Source organism: Verrucosispora sp. TAA-831, from assembly GCF_050780145.1.
GTDB lineage: Bacteria > Actinomycetota > Actinomycetes > Mycobacteriales > Micromonosporaceae > Micromonospora.
In genome coordinates this window covers 1,625,984-1,639,666 of record NZ_CP192240.1, presented here as the reverse complement: position 1 = coordinate 1,639,666, position 13,683 = coordinate 1,625,984, and the positions used below count along the sequence as shown (strand labels likewise).

The following is a 13,683-nucleotide window of genomic DNA, read 5'->3' as shown; positions in this document are numbered from 1 at the left end:
TCGGCCGCCGGGGAAGGCCTCAGGACCCCTCGGTGAGCGGAAGGGCTCTCCCGCTCAGGATGCCGCGATGTGTGGGCTCGCCGCCACCTCGGTGCCATCGGCGAGGGTCGAGACGACGAAGTCGGCGAACACGTTCGGCGCCACCCGCTGCAACTGCCGCAGGCACTCCACCGCCAGCTCCCGGATCTCCACGTCGGCGTGCTCGGTGGCCCGCATACCGATGAAGTGCCGCCAGGCGCGGTAGTTGCCGGTCACCACGATCCGCGTCTCGGTGGCGTTCGGCAGCACCGCCCGCGCAGCCTGCCGGGCCTGCTTACGCCGCAACGTCGGGTTGGGCTCGTCGGCGAAGTGCTGCTCCAACCCCGCCAACAACTCGTTGTACGCCCGCACGCTCGCCTCGGCCGCCTCGACGAACCGCTTGTGCAGCTCCGGGTCCTCGGCGATCACCCTCGGCTCCACCATCGCCGCGTCCCGCTCCGGCACGTACCGCTGGGACAACTGCGAGTACGAGAAGTGCCGGTGCCGGATCAGCTCGTGCGTGAACGACCGGGAGACCCCGCTGAAGTAGAAGCTGACCGACCCGTGCTCCAGCACCGAGAGGTGCCCGACCTCCAGGATGTGCGCGAGGTAGCCGGCGTTGGTGGCGGTCGCCGGGTTCGGCTTCTTCCAGCTCTGGTAGCAGGCCCGCCCGGCGAACTCCGCGAGCGCCTGTCCCCCGTCCGCGTCGGTCGACCACGGCACGTCCTCCGGCGGGTCGAAGTGGGTCCACGCGATCAGCTTGACCTGGGGCTGCACCATCTCCGGCATTCCTGCGACTGTAGTTGGCCCACCCACCACCCCCCACCCCCACCCCCACCACCCCCACCGCCCCACGCCGTCCCACCCCGCCGGCCGCGTTGATCAAGAGCTTTCGGTCACGGACGACGGCGTTAACGACCAAAACTTCTTGATCACGCGGGGCAGGGGTGCAGGCCGTGGGGGGTGGGGGTGGGGGTGGGGGTGGGGGTGGGGGTGGGGGTGGGGGTGGGGGTGGGGGTGGGGGTGGGGGTTAGACGTAGAGGGCGGTGAAGGGGGGCCAGGGGAGGTTGCGGACCACGGTGAAGGCCAGCCAGGCGGCGAGGAAACCACCGATCAGCCTCGGACCGACGCGCAGCTCGGGCAGGCGCCAGCCGAACGCCTGCTTGCCGGCCCAGGCGACGAAGAAGTACGCCAGGAACGGCAGCGCGAAGACGAAGAGGAAGTGGTGCCGCGCGGCAGCCGGCAGGTCGGCCTGCAGGACGTACCAGAGTGCTCGGGTGCCGCCGCAGCCGGGACAGTCCAGGCCGGTGGTGAGTTTGAGCAGGCAACTGGGCAGCGCGTCCGGCGCGGAGCGGGTCGGGTCGCTGATCAGCGCGTACCCGATGCCGGCGGCGACGCACCCGACGGCGGCCAGCGGCACCACCCAGCGCGGGGTGCGCGCGTGCAGGCGCGTGACGAAGCGGGTGAGGCGGTCGGGCTCGGCGATCGGCGGGTAGTAGCCCGGCGGATAGCCGCCGGGATAAGTCCCCGGATGACCGCCGGGGTGGTCCCCCGGATGGCCGGCGGGCGGGGGTGGCTGGGCGCCCGGTCGGTCAACGCTCGTCACGTTGCTCACCGTACACCTGCCACGCCCAGCAGCGCGGCGGCCAGCGGCGCGGCCAGGTCACCGGCGGAGGGCGGAGCGACCGCGTCCAGGCCGAGCCAACCGGCGAGCCGGTACAGCTCGGCGGCGAGGGCCACGGCGGTCTCCCCCGGGTCGGCGCCCGGCTCGACCCAGGCGGCCGGCACCAGCAGCACCCCGGCCTTGCGGTCGGCCTTGAGGTCGACGCGGGCGGTGAACCGCTCCCCCTGCCGGAACGGCAGCACGTAGTAGCCGTACACCCGCTGCGGCGCGGGCACGTAGATCTCGATGCGGTAGGTGAAGCCGAACAGCCGCTCGGTGCGGCCTCGTTCCCAGACCAGCGGGTCGAAGGGGCTGACCAGGGTGTTGCCGCGGACCCAGCGGGGCACCCGGGCCTGCGCGTGCAGCCAGGCCGGCTGCCGCCAGCCCGGCACCGTCACCGGGCGCAGTTCCCCGGCCTCGACCAGCTCGGCGACCGCCTGCCGGGCACCGGCCACCGGCAGGCGGAAGTAGTCGCGCAGCTCCACCTCCGCGGCCACCCCGAGCGCGCGGGCGGCGACGCCGACGAGCGTGCGGTACGCCTCGGCGTCGCTCGGCGTCGGTGCGTTCAGCACCTCGGCGGGGAGCACCCGTTCGGGCAGGTCGTAGCGGCGGGCGAAGGAGGTGGTGCGGTCCGCCGCGCACACCTCGCCGGCCCAGAAGAGGTATTCCAACGCCTGCTTGACCGCCGACCAGTTCCAGCCCCAGTTGCCGGTCTCCCGGGGCGCGTCGTGTTCGATCTCGGCGACGGTCAGCGGGCCGCGTGCGGCCACCTCGTCGCGGACCCAGGCCACCAGGGCGGGCTGCTCCCGGGCGATGCGGCGCATCCCGCCCCAGGCGTCGGTGTGTGCCCGCGCCATCCGCCAGCGCAGCGCCGGATGCAGGCCGACCGGCACCAACGACGCCTCGTGCCCCCAGTACTCGAACAGGTCACGTGGCCGGCGGTAGGCGGCGGTGTCGAGCAGCGCGGCCGGGTACGGCCCGAGCCGGCTGTAGAGCGGCAGGTAGTGCGCGCGTTGCAGCACGTTCACCGAGTCCATCTGGATCAGACCGACGCGGTCGAGCACCCGCCGCAGGTGACGGCGGGTGGGCACCCCGGTGGGCGGCGGGTCGGCGAAGCCCTGTGCGGCCAGCGCCACCCGGCGGGCCTGGGCGAGCGAGAGCGATTCCGGTGCGACCATCGCAGCGCAGGCTACGTCACCCGTACGACACCGGTGCGGACACTGGACCTGACGCCGCGCGCCGCCTAGAACTGGAGCCATGCCCACCATCCGTCGGGAGGAACCCGAGGACGCCGAGGCGATCGCCCGGGTGCACGTGAGCGGCTGGCAGGCCGGGTACGCCGGGATCATGCCGGACGAGGTGTTGGAGCGGCTCAACCCGGTGGCCTGGGCGCAGCGCCGCCGGGCCCTCGGCACGGCCGACCCGGAGCACCCGTTCACCACCCTGCTCGCCGAGGTCGACGGGGCGTTGGCCGGGTTCACCACGTTCGGGCCGTACCGCAACGACCAGGACCGGGGCGACCTCGACCCGACGTACGGCGAGGTGCTGGCGCTCTACGTGGCACCTGCCCACTGGGGCGACGGCACGGCTGCGGCGCTGTTCACGGCCGCGCACGACGGCCTGCGGGAACGCGGCTGGTCGGAGTACCGGGTGTGGGTGCTGGCGGACAACCACCGGGCCCGCCGGTTCTACCAACGAGCCGGTCTGTCACCGGATGGCGCGGAGTCGACCTATCCGGTGCCACTGTCCGGCGGGCGTCCGCCGATCGGGCTGGTCGAGTTGCGGTACACCGGTCGCCTCGACGGCTGACCGCGCGACCGGCGTCGACGGTCCGCCCCGGCCCGGCGTTCCGTCCCGGCGGCCCAACGGCAGGAAGGCCAGCAGCGCCAGGCTGATCCAGACGTACGTGTTGCCGAACAGGAAGCCGTCGACCCCGCTGAAGTCCTGCTCCCACGCCCAGACGATCCGACTGGTCAGGAAGCCGTACCCGACGGTGGCGGCGGCCAGCAGCAGGCGGCGTCGGCGGCTACGCGACGGAGCGGCCATGCCGTGATCCACCAGCAGCACCAGCCCCGGCAGCAGCCAGACCAGGTGGTGCACCCAGGTGACCGGGCTGACCAGGCACATCACCGCTCCGGTCAGGGCCAGGCCAGCCGCCTCGTCACCGACCGCCACGGCGGCCCGCGACCGCCAGATCCACACCACGACCGTCGCGACCACCAGCGCCAGCCAGGCCAGCGTGCTGGGGCTCTGCGGGTCGAGCCGGGCCACCACGCCGCGCAGCGACTGGTTGGAGACGAAGGCCAGCTCGCCGACCCGGCCGGTGTTCCACAGGGCGGAGGTCCAGAACTCGCGGGAGGCGTCCGGGAACAGCGCGGCGGCCAGCACGGTCGCTCCGGCGGCGGTGCCGGTGGCGGTGAGCGCCGCCCGCCAGCGGCCGGTGACCAGCAGGTAGACCAGGAAGATGCCGGGCGTGAGCTTGATCGCGGTGGCCAGGCCGATGCCGACACCGGCCCACCGGCTGTCGCGCGGCAGCAGCCGCAGCAGGTCCACCGCGACCAGGAACAGCAGCAGCGTGTTGACCTGACCGAAGTTGATGGTCTCGCGCATCGGCTCGAACGCGGCGGCCAGGCAGAGCGCCACCGCGAAGGCGAACCAGCGGGTCCAGCCGGCGCGCCGGGACACCGGGTCCAGCAGCCACCAGATCAGCACCGCGGCGGCGGCCACCCCGGCGGCGACGCTCACCGCGATCGCCCCGTGCCAGGGCAGGTACGCCATCGGCAGCATCACCAGCGCGGCGAACGGCGGGTAGGTGAAGCCGTACTGGGTGCCGGGCTTGAGGTAGTCGTAGATCTCACCGCCGTCGTGCACCCACCAGACCAGCGCGCCGCGATAGACGTGCAGGTCGAAGAAGCCGTGCCGGACCGCCGCCACGGACAGGAACGCGGTCACCGCGACGGCGAGTACGACCACTGCGACGACCTGTCCGACCGTCCGCCTGGCACCCTGCGCCACCGTCGCCTCCCTCACCCTGCGTAGGCTGTCGTCCCATGGCTCTGGGGTTTGTCCGCCCGGCGCGTCCGGAGGACGCCGCCGAGATCGCCCGCATCCAGCTCGCGACCTGGCGGGTCGCCTACCGGCGGCTGCTGCCCCGGCACGTGCTGGAGAACCTCGACGAGGCGTGGCTCGCGCGGCGGTGGGACGCCGCGGTGCGCCAGCCGCCCGGCGACACCCATCGGGTGCTGGTCGCCGTCGAACAGGCCGAGCAATCGTATCTGGTGGGCTTCGCCGCCTCCGGGCCGGTCGACGCGGAGGCCCTGGCCCCCAACGAGCCGGCCGACGCGCTCGGCACCGGCGTGGTGGCGGTGACGGACCTGCTGGTGGAGCCGCGCTGGGGTCGGCGCGGGCACGGCAGCCGGCTGCTCGCCGCCAGTGTGGACCTGTGGCGGGAGTCCGGCTTCACCCGGGCGCTCGCCTGGGTCTTCGAGGGCGACGAGGCGTCCCGGAAGTTCCTCGGCGCGGCCGGTTGGGAGCCCGACGGGGCGGGCCGGGCGCTGGACGTGGACGACATGCTGGTGCCGCAGCTCCGCCTGCACGTGGCGGTGCCCACCGAGGCGGGCGAACCCGGCGAACCGGCCGCCCCTCCCGCCGACGCTCCCGCAGCCCCGCCCGCCGAGGCGGACTGAGCGGCCTTCGGACGGCCAGGCCCGGTGACGACCGTCGCTCGGACGCACCGCTACCCCGGCGACCGTCGCTCGGACGCACCGCTACCCCGGCGACCGTCGCTCGACCGTCGCCGGCCCTATTCCGACCGGCCACGATCCGCCGGTGCCCCCCCCGGTTACCTTTTTGATCGTCCCCAGTCGGGGACTCTCGGTCGCTCGGCCCGGTATGACTTCCTGCCCCTGTCGTTTGGATGATCCGGGGGGTGTTGTCGCCGGGTCGGGTGGCGTCGGTGGACCGCTGATAGGGACACGGCCGCCCGCTTTGTGGGTTGGTCTCTTCGTAACGTGGCTGCCGGCAGTCCGATGCCCAGACCAGCGGCCGGGGCCACGAGGCGATGCGTGGAGGCGGGTGTGGTGCACGACGGATACGGCGTCTACCTCGGCTTGGACGTCGGCAAAGAGGGTCACCACGCGGTGGGGCTGGCGCCGGACGGCAGGCGGCTGCATGACGCGGCGTTGCCGAACACGGAGGCGCGGCTGCGGCAGTTGTTCGACAAGCTCGCCCGTCACGGTGCGGTTCTGGTGGTGGTCGACCAGCCCGCGTCGATCGGTGCCTTGCCGGTCGCGGTGGCTCGGGCGTGTGGGCATCAGGTGGCCTACCTGCCCGGCCTGGCGATGCGGCGGATCGCTGACCTGCACCCCGGTTCGGCGAAGACCGATGCCCGCGACGCCTACGTCATCGCTGACGCGGCCCGCACTCTGCCGCACACGCTGCGGCGGGTCGACGTCGGCGACGAGACCCTGGCCGAACTGGAGGTCCTGGTCGGCTTCGATGATGACCTCGCCGGCGAAGCCACCCGCGTGTCCAACCGGATCCGGGGACTGCTCACCCAGATCCACCCCGCTCTGGAACGTGTCCTCGGCCCGAAAGTCCACCACAAGGCGGTGCTGGAGCTGCTGTCCCGGTGCGGCGGTCCGGTCGGGCTGCGCAAGGCCGGCCGCCGCAAGCTGCTGTCGATCGCCGCCGTCCACGCACCCCGCATGGGCGAACGCCTCGTCGAGCAGATCATGACCGCGCTGGACGAGCAGACCGTCACCGTTCCCGGCACCCAGGCGGCGGAGACGATCCTGCCCCGCCTCGCTGACAGCCTGCGAGACGTCCTGCGCCAACGCGACCAGGTCGCCACTCAGGTCGAGGGGATGCTTGATGCGCACCCTCTCGCCGAGGTCCTGACCTCGATGCCCGGCATCGGTGTCAGGACCGCCGCCCGGATCCTGCTCGAAGTCGGCGACGGCACCGCCTTCGCCACCCCCGGCCACCTCGCCGCCTACGCCGGACTCGCACCCGTCACCCGACGATCCGGCAGCAGCATCCGCGGCGAACACCCACCCCGCGGCGGCAACAAGAACCTCAAACGAGCCTTCTTCCTCGCCGCGTTCGCCGCCCTCGCCGACCCCACCAGCAGGGCTTACTACGACCGCAAGAGAGCCGAGGGCAAACGCCACAACGCTGCCCTCATCTGCCTGGCCCGCCGCCGCTGCGATGTCTTGTTCGCCATGCTCCGCGACAAGATCCCCTACCAACCCCGCCCAGCCACGCCGATCGCGGCTTGACCAAACCCATAGGGACACCCCCCCCCGACGGAGACGTACTGCCACCCCGGTGCCTGTCGAGCTGAGAGCAGAGACGGATCACCGATTGCCCACTCGGCAGCGAGCAGCCAGCGACGGCCCGTCCGGCAGCGACGGCTCGCCCGGCAGCGACGGCTCGCCCGGCAGCGACGGCTCGCCCGGCAGCGACCGATCACACGTAGCCGACCGACGGTGACGGGCGGCCGACCGGGCAGCGATAGCGCAGACGGTTCAGCTCGACAGGGCCCGACGCAGGGGTAGGACACCGCCTCGGTCCGTCACGGCGGCCTCGGTCCGTCACGACGGCCTCGGTCCGTCACGACGGCCTCCGTCCGGGAGGGGCCCGCGTCGCGCGTCCCGGCCGCCCGGGCCGGGCTCAGTCGAGCAGCGGGTCCAGGCCGAGGGTCAGCCCGGGTCGGCTGGGCACCGCGCGCACGGCCAGCAGCACGCCGGGCATGAACGAGACCCGGTCGTACGAGTCGTGCCGGATGGTCAGCGTCTCGCCGGTGGTGCCGAAGAGCACCTCCTGGTGGGCGAGCAGGCCGGTGGCCCGGACCGCGTGCACGCGTACCCCGTCGACGTCGGCGCCCCGGGCACCGGGCACCTCGTCGGTGGTCGCGTCCGGCATCGGGCCCAACCCGGCCTCGGCGCGAGCCGCGGCGACCAGGCGGGCGGTGTGCGTGGCGGTGCCGCTGGGCGCGTCGAGCTTACGCGGGTGGTGCTGCTCGACGATCTCGACGGACTCGAAGTGCCGGGCCGCACGAGTGGCGAACTGCATCATCAGCACCGCGCCGATGCCGAAGTTCGGGGCGATCACCATGCCCAGCTCCGGCCTGCCGCCGAGCCACTCCCGCACCTGGTCCAGCCGCTGCCCGGTGAAGCCGGTGGTGCCGACGACCGCGTGCACGCCCTGGTCCACACACCAGCGCAGGTTGTCCATCACCACGTCCGGGGTGGTGAAGTCGACGACCACCTGCGCACCGGCCTCCGCGACGGCGGTCAGCGGGTCACCCTGGTCGACCGTGGCCACCAGTTCCATGTCGGCGGCGCCGTCGACGGCCTTGCACACCTCGAGGCCCATCCGGCCCCGGGCACCCAGCACACCGACCCGGATCGGCCCGGTCGCGCCCTTCTCCTGCTCGTCAGTCACGCGGCACAACCTATCCCAATCGGGACGGCGGTACCCCGGGGGTACGACGGTCGCACCCCCGGGCGGCCGGGTCAGGCGACGAAGTCCGCCTCGCCGAACGGACCGACCACGGCCAGCGACATGGGTCGGCTGAGCAGGTCGGCGGCGAGCGCGTTGACCTCGTCGAGGGTGACCGCGTCGACCCGGCGCAGCAACTCGTCGACCGGGACCAGGTCGCCGTAGAGCAGCTCCCCCTTGGCCAGCCGGCTCATCCGCGAGCCGGTGTCCTCCAGGCCGAGGACGAACGAGCCCTTGCTCATCCCCTTGCCCCGGGCCAGCTCGGCCTCGGTGACGCCCTGCGCGGCGGTACGCGCCAACTCGGCCCGGGTCAGCTCCAGCACCTCCTGCACCCGGCCCGGGGCGCAGCCGGCGTACACGCCGAACAGGCCGGTGTCGGCGTACTGGCTGGCGTAGGAGTAGACCGAGTACGCCAGGCCGCGTCGCTCGCGTATCTCCTGGAACAGGCGGCTGGACATGCCGCCACCGAGCACGTTGTTGAGCACGCCGAGGGCGAAGCGGCGCTCGTCGAGCCGGTCGATGCCGGGGCTGCCGAGCACCACGTGCGCCTGCTCGGTCTCCTTGGCATGGACGACCACGGTGGCGGTCTCGGTGCGTACCGCCGGGGTGGTCGGCCGGTGCGGCGCGGGCGTCGCCGGGTCGGTGTCCAGCGGGCTGTCCTTGAGCGCCGACCGGACCAGCCGGACCACGGTCGCGTGGTCGAGGTTCCCGGCGGCGGCGATGACGATCTGCGGCGCGACGTAGCGGCGGCGGTAGAAGCCCTGGATCTGCCAGCGGGTCATCGGCGTCACCGTCTCCGCCGTGCCGGAGATCAGCCGGCCCAGCGGGTGGTCGCCGTAGACGGCCCGGGTGAACAGGTCGTGCACCTCGTCGCCGGGCTCGTCGTCGTGCATGGCGATCTCTTCGAGGATGACGCCCCGCTCGGTCTCCACGTCGGCCGGTTCGATCAGGGAGTCGGCGACCAGGTCGCACATCACGTCGATGGCCAGGGGCAGGTCCTCGTCCAGCACCCGGGCGTAGTAGCAGGTGTACTCCTTCGTGGTGAAGGCGTTGGTCTCCCCGCCGACCGCCTCGATCGACGAGGAGATCTCCAGGGCGTCCCGTTTGTGGGTGCCCTTGAACAGCAGGTGCTCCAGGAAGTGGGCGGCACCGGCCTGCGGCCCCGTCTCGTCCCGCGAGCCGACCGCCACCCAGATGCCGAACGAGACGCTGCGCATCGCCGGAATCGCCTCGGTGAGGACCCGCAGCCCGCTGGGCAGCACCGTGCGGCGCACCGTACCGCCCAGTGGGTCGTCACTCAACGTCCTGGTCACCGCCCGGGTGGTCGCGGCGGCGTGCCGGACGCCGGACGGTGTCCCTCCCGGTCGCGCCGTGGGCGGGGACGAACGGCGGGTCCGACTCACGGCAACCTGCTTCCAAGTACGACGAGGGGTGGTGGATCACGAACCGGCCGGGCGACGGTGTCGCCCGGCCGGTCAGCGCTGCGGTACTCCTAAACGGCGATCAGCTGTGCCGGGTGCGGCGCCGCGGACGGGAGTCCCCGCCGCCCTCGCCACCCTCCGGGCCACGCCCGCCCCGGTCGCCACCGCGCTCGCGGTCGCCCCGGTCACGCGGAGCCCGGTCGCCCCGGTCGCGGCCGGCCGGCCGCTCGCCACCGGCCTCGGCGGCGGGCGCCTCAGCGCCCTCCGGCCGGACCTTGTCGAGGTAGATCTTGCCGCGCTGGTCGATGTCGGCGATCTCGACCTCGACCCGGTCGCCGACGTTGAGGAAGTCCTCGACCTTCTCGACCCGCTTGCCGTCGCCCACCTTGGAGATGTGCAGCAGACCGTCGCGGCCCGGCAGCAGCGAGACGAACGCGCCGAACGGCGCGGTCTTGACGACCGTGCCCAGGAAGCGGTCGCCCATCTTGGGCAGGGTCGGGTTGGCGATCGCGTTGATCCGCTCGACCGCGGCCTGCGCCGACGGGCCGTTGGTGGCGCCGACGTAGATGGTGCCGTCGTCCTCGATGGAGATCTCGGCGCCGGTCTCGTCCTGGATGGCGTTGATGGTCTGGCCCTTCGGGCCGATCACCATGCCGATCTTGTCGACCGGGATCTTCACCGTGGTGACCCGGGGCGCGTAGTCGGACATCTCGGCCGGGGCCTCGATCGCCCGCTGCATCACGTCGAGGATGGTCTGCCGGGCCTCGTACGCCTGCTGGAGCGCGGCGGCCAGCACGTCCGACGGGATGCCGTCGAGCTTGGTGTCGAGTTGCAGGGCGGTGACGAAGTCCCGGGTGCCGGCGACCTTGAAGTCCATGTCGCCGAAGGCGTCCTCGGCACCGAGGATGTCGGTCAGCGTCACGTACTGGGTCTTGCCGTCGACCTCGTCGGAGATGAGGCCCATGGCGATGCCGGCCACCGGCGCCTTCAGCGGCACACCGGCGGAGAGCAGGCCCAACGTCGAGGCGCAGACCGAACCCATCGAGGTGGAGCCGTTGGAGCCGAGGGCCTCGGAGACCTGCCGGATCGCGTACGGGAACTCCTCGCGCGACGGCAGCACCGGGATCAGCGCCCGCTCCGCCAGCGCGCCGTGCCCGATCTCGCGGCGCTTCGGCGAGCCGACCCGGCCGGTCTCACCGGTCGAGTACGGCGGGAAGTTGTAGTTGTGCATGTAGCGCTTGGACTTCTCCGGGGAGAGGGTGTCCAGCGCCTGCTCCATGCGCAGCATGTTCAGCGTGGTGACGCCGAGGATCTGGGTCTCGCCACGCTCGAACAGCGCCGAGCCGTGCACCCGGGGCAGCACGCCGACCTCGGCGCTCAGCGGACGGATCTCGCGCGGGCCACGTCCGTCGATGCGGACCTGCTCCCGCAGCACGCGACCGCGCACCTCGGACTTGGTCAGCGAACGGAAGGCGGCCGACAGCTCCTTCTCCCGACCCTCGAAACGCGGGCCGACCTCGTCCAGCAGGCGGGCCTTGACCGCGTCCAGGGCCTCCTCGCGGTCCGCCTTGCCGGCGATCTGCAGAGCCTCGGCGACGTCGGCGCGTGCGAACTCGGCGACCGCGTCGTACGCGTCGTCCTGGTACTCCAGGAAGACCGGGAACTCGGCGACCGGCTTGGCGGCCACCTCGGCCAGCTCGCTCTGCGCGCGGCACAGCTCACGGATGGCCGGCTTGGCGGCCTCCAGGCCGCTGGCCACGACCTCCTCGGTGGGTGCCGGGGCACCGTCGGCGACCAGCTTGACGGTGTGCTCGGTGGCCTCGGCCTCGACCATCATGATCGCGACGTCGCCGTCGGCCAGGGCGCGACCGGCCACGACCATGTCGAAGGTGGCGCGGCTCAGCTCCTCGTGGGTCGGGAAGGCGACCCACTGGCCGTCGACGTGGGCCATCCGGGTGGCCCCGATCGGGCCGGAGAACGGCAGGCCGGAGAGCTTCGTCGACATCGAGGCGGCGTTGATCGCCACCACGTCGTACGGGTGCTGCGGGTCGAGCGCGAGGATGGTCTCGACGACCTGGACCTCGTTGCGCAGGCCCTTGACGAACGAGGGACGCAGCGGCCGGTCGATCAGGCGGCAGGTGAGGATGGCGTCCTCGCTGGGGCGACCCTCACGGCGGAAGAACGAGCCGGGGATCCGGCCCGCGGCGTACATCCGCTCCTCGACGTCGACGGTCAGCGGGAAGAAGTCGAACTGCTCCTTCGGCTGCTTGCCGGCGGTGGTGGCGGAGAGGACGACCGTCTCGCCGAGCTGGGCGATGACGGAGCCGGCAGCCTGACGGGCCAGCCGACCGGTGGAGAAGGTGATCTCACGGGTGCCGAACGACCCGTTGTCGATCACGGCGGTGCGGACTTCGGTGCCGAGTTTGGTCTCGGTCATGGTGCTGTGGTGCTCCTTCGCATCGGGGGCCACGACGCGGGAGCTGTACGGACGGCCGGTCTTCGATCGAAGCGCCCGGTACCACCGGCGAACTGCCGGGGCCTCCGGAGGCCACTACCGGAGACCGGTACGCCGACGGCTCCCCTTGTCTCAGGTGCGCGCGGCCCGTGTCTCGGGTGGGACGCCGACGGGGGGAGCGGCCCGCTGGGCCACTCCCCCCGTCACGTCACCGACGCAGACCGAGTCGCTCGATGAGCGACCGGTAGCGGTTGATGTCCTTCTTCTGCACGTAGTTGAGCAGCCGACGGCGACGGCCGACCAGCAGCAGCAGCCCACGGCGGCTGTGGTGGTCGTGCTTGTGCACCTTCAGGTGCTCGGTGAGCTCGGCGATCCGCTTGGTGAGGACCGCGACCTGCACCTCGGGCGACCCGGTGTCACCCTCGGCGGTCGCGTACTCCTCGCGGATCTTGGCCTTGGCCTGCTGGTCGAGCGCCATGTTCTCCCTGTTCTGATGGGTTGTCGATACGGTTCGTCGGGCCGGGCTAGGGCACCGGCGACGAACGGCCCTCGCGTCCGCGGCGTCGAGCAGGCAGCGAGGCCCCACGTCGGTCAGCCGACGTCCACGCCAGCCTACCAGCACCTGGTCCGGATCGTCCTGGCGAGCCCTCAGCCCAGCGCCCGGCGCGTCTGCGCGACGTCCTCGGTGATCTGCGCGACCAACGGTTCGATCGCGTCGTACCGGACCTGCCCGCGCAGGCGGGCGACGAAGTCCAGGGCGAGTCGCTCGCCGTACAGGTCGCCGTCGAAGTCCAGCGCGTACGCCTCGACCCGCCGCTCCCGGCCGGAGAAGGTCGGATTGGTGCCGATCGAGACGGCGGCGGCCAACGGGTGCGGCTGCCCCCGACGGATCAACCGGGCCGCGTAGATGCCGTCCGCCGGCACCGCCGCGTACCGGTGGCAGAGCAGGTTCGCGGTGGGGAAGCCCAGCTCCCGACCGCGCTGGTCACCCCGGACGACGATCCCCTCCAGCCGGTGCGGACGGCCCAGCGCGACCGCTGCGGCGGGCACGTCCCCCGCGTCGACGCAGGAGCGGATGTAGGTCGAGGAGAAGACCGTGCCCGCCTCGGAGACCAGCGGAGCGTCCTCGACGGCGAAGCCGAACGTACGCCCGAGCCGGTCGAGCAGCGCCACGTCCCCGGCCGCCCGGTGCCCGAACCGGAAGTTGTCCCCCACCACCACCAGGGCGGCGTGCAGGTGCGCCACCAGCACGTCGTGCACGAACGCCTCGGCGGGCAGCCGGGAGAACTCGGCGGTGAACGGCACCACGCAGAGCACGTCCACGCCGAGCGACTCGATCAGCTCCGCCTTGCGGGCCGGTTCGGTGAGCACCGCCGGGTGCGAGCCGGGCCGGACCACCTCGGCCGGATGCGGGTCGAAGGTGACCACCACCGACTGCACGCCCAGCTCGCGGGCCCGGGCCACGGTGTGGCCGATGGTCGCCTGGTGCCCCTTGTGCACGCCGTCGAAGACGCCGATGGTGACGACGGACCGCCCCCACCCGCCGGGCACCGCGTCGAAGCCCCGCCACCGCTGCATGCTTGTTCCTCCGCTAGTCCGCCCGCCCGCACCGACCGGGCCGG

At 72.6% G+C, this 13,683-nt stretch carries 12 protein-coding genes; 3 read left to right on the top strand and 9 right to left on the bottom strand.

Annotation, left to right across the window (positions count from 1 at the left end; all coding sequences use genetic code 11):
• Nucleotides 1-54 precede the first annotated feature (54 nt).
• The 3 genes from thyX to ACQVFL_RS07465 form a co-directional block, all read right to left on the bottom strand.
• Nucleotides 55-798 carry an FAD-dependent thymidylate synthase gene (gene thyX, locus ACQVFL_RS07475; RefSeq protein ID WP_396691897.1) on the bottom strand — a complete coding sequence of 248 codons (744 nt, stop codon included), beginning with the start codon at nt 796-798 and terminating at the stop codon, nt 55-57.
• Nucleotides 799-1,048: 250 nt separating this feature from the next.
• On the bottom strand, nt 1,049-1,633 hold the full coding sequence (locus ACQVFL_RS07470; protein WP_396691658.1) for a DUF2752 domain-containing protein: 585 nt from the start codon (nt 1,631-1,633) through the stop codon (nt 1,049-1,051).
• The gene (locus tag ACQVFL_RS07465) at nt 1,630-2,859 is read right to left on the bottom strand and encodes a winged helix-turn-helix domain-containing protein (protein WP_396691659.1); all 1,230 of its coding nucleotides are present in this window, start codon (nt 2,857-2,859) and stop codon (nt 1,630-1,632) included. The genes ACQVFL_RS07470 and ACQVFL_RS07465 overlap by 4 nt, the downstream gene beginning before the upstream one ends.
• Nucleotides 2,860-2,938: 79 nt before the next feature.
• On the opposite strand from ACQVFL_RS07465, the gene ACQVFL_RS07460 reads away from it, so the two are divergent.
• Nucleotides 2,939-3,490, top strand: coding sequence for a GNAT family N-acetyltransferase (locus ACQVFL_RS07460; protein ID WP_396691660.1), 552 nt, complete (start codon nt 2,939-2,941; stop codon nt 3,488-3,490).
• Here ACQVFL_RS07460 and ACQVFL_RS07455 read toward each other — a convergent pair.
• On the bottom strand, nt 3,389-4,696 hold the full coding sequence (locus ACQVFL_RS07455; RefSeq protein WP_431729789.1) for a glycosyltransferase family 87 protein: 1,308 nt from the start codon (nt 4,694-4,696) through the stop codon (nt 3,389-3,391). The two genes, ACQVFL_RS07460 and ACQVFL_RS07455, sit on opposite strands and share 102 nt — an antisense overlap.
• Before the next feature lie 35 nt (nt 4,697-4,731).
• On the opposite strand from ACQVFL_RS07455, the gene ACQVFL_RS07450 reads away from it, so the two are divergent.
• Together ACQVFL_RS07450 and ACQVFL_RS07445 are read left to right on the top strand one after the other, a co-directional pair.
• Nucleotides 4,732-5,367: an N-acetyltransferase family protein gene (locus ACQVFL_RS07450; protein ID WP_431729019.1), complete on the top strand. Its 636-nt coding sequence runs from the start codon at nt 4,732-4,734 to the stop codon at nt 5,365-5,367.
• A 342-nt stretch (nt 5,368-5,709) separates the two neighbouring features.
• Nucleotides 5,710-6,960: an IS110 family transposase gene (locus ACQVFL_RS07445; RefSeq protein ID WP_431729018.1), complete on the top strand. Its 1,251-nt coding sequence runs from the start codon at nt 5,710-5,712 to the stop codon at nt 6,958-6,960.
• A 394-nt stretch (nt 6,961-7,354) separates the two neighbouring features.
• On the opposite strand, the gene dapB is transcribed toward ACQVFL_RS07445, so the two are convergent.
• From dapB to ACQVFL_RS07420, 5 genes are all read right to left on the bottom strand, one after another.
• A complete protein-coding gene (gene dapB / locus ACQVFL_RS07440) occupies nt 7,355-8,128 on the bottom strand; it encodes a 4-hydroxy-tetrahydrodipicolinate reductase (RefSeq protein ID WP_396691662.1) in 774 nt (257 codons plus the stop codon).
• Nucleotides 8,129-8,199: 71 nt separating this feature from the next.
• The gene (locus tag ACQVFL_RS07435; protein WP_431729017.1) at nt 8,200-9,588 is read right to left on the bottom strand and encodes a M16 family metallopeptidase; all 1,389 of its coding nucleotides are present in this window, start codon (nt 9,586-9,588) and stop codon (nt 8,200-8,202) included.
• Between the two features lie 100 nt (nt 9,589-9,688).
• Nucleotides 9,689-12,043, bottom strand: a complete 2,355-nt coding sequence (locus ACQVFL_RS07430) for a polyribonucleotide nucleotidyltransferase (RefSeq protein WP_396691664.1) — start codon at nt 12,041-12,043, stop codon at nt 9,689-9,691.
• Between the two features lie 226 nt (nt 12,044-12,269).
• Entirely contained in the window at nt 12,270-12,539 is a 270-nt protein-coding gene (gene rpsO / locus ACQVFL_RS07425) for a 30S ribosomal protein S15 (RefSeq protein WP_117226670.1), read from the bottom strand.
• A 170-nt stretch (nt 12,540-12,709) separates the two neighbouring features.
• Nucleotides 12,710-13,639, bottom strand: a complete 930-nt coding sequence (locus ACQVFL_RS07420; protein ID WP_396691665.1) for a bifunctional riboflavin kinase/FAD synthetase — start codon at nt 13,637-13,639, stop codon at nt 12,710-12,712.
• Nucleotides 13,640-13,683 lie beyond the last annotated feature (44 nt).